Source organism: Micromonospora sp. MW-13 (genome assembly GCF_003434305.1).
In the GTDB taxonomy this organism is placed as follows: Bacteria; Actinomycetota; Actinomycetes; order Mycobacteriales; family Micromonosporaceae; genus Micromonospora.
The window spans coordinates 1-325 of the sequence record NZ_QKKX01000133.1 but is presented as its reverse complement, the minus strand read 5'-3'; the positions used below and the strand labels follow the sequence as shown (position 1 = coordinate 325).

Genomic DNA, 325 nt, shown 5'->3' with positions numbered 1-325 from the left:
TGGTGGTGCCGGCGATGTTCGCCACGACGGCGCGGCCCTGGTCGACGGTGCGCACGACGTCGGCGCGCAGGGTGTCGGTCTGCTTGGTGTCGGCCTTGCCGGTGGGCAGTTCGACGCTGCGGTAGGCGTCGTTCTTGCCGGTCTCCTTGTTCAGGACGGGAGTGATGTCCTTGATGGAGTCGGTGCCGTTCTCGGTGGTGCCCATCTCCCTGGCCATGGCATCGACGCTGATGGCCTTGCCCTGCACCGACAGGGCGTTACGGGCGGCGGCGGGACCGCAGTAGAAGAAGTTGGGCTGCGCCTCGTAACGCACGTCGAGCTGCCG

General features: G+C 67.7%; 1 protein-coding gene. It reads right to left on the bottom strand.

What is annotated here, in order from left to right; genetic code table 11:
- A partial coding sequence (locus C5N14_RS31555) for a C39 family peptidase (protein WP_207892967.1) occupies nucleotides 1–325 on the bottom strand: 325 nt, incomplete at both ends.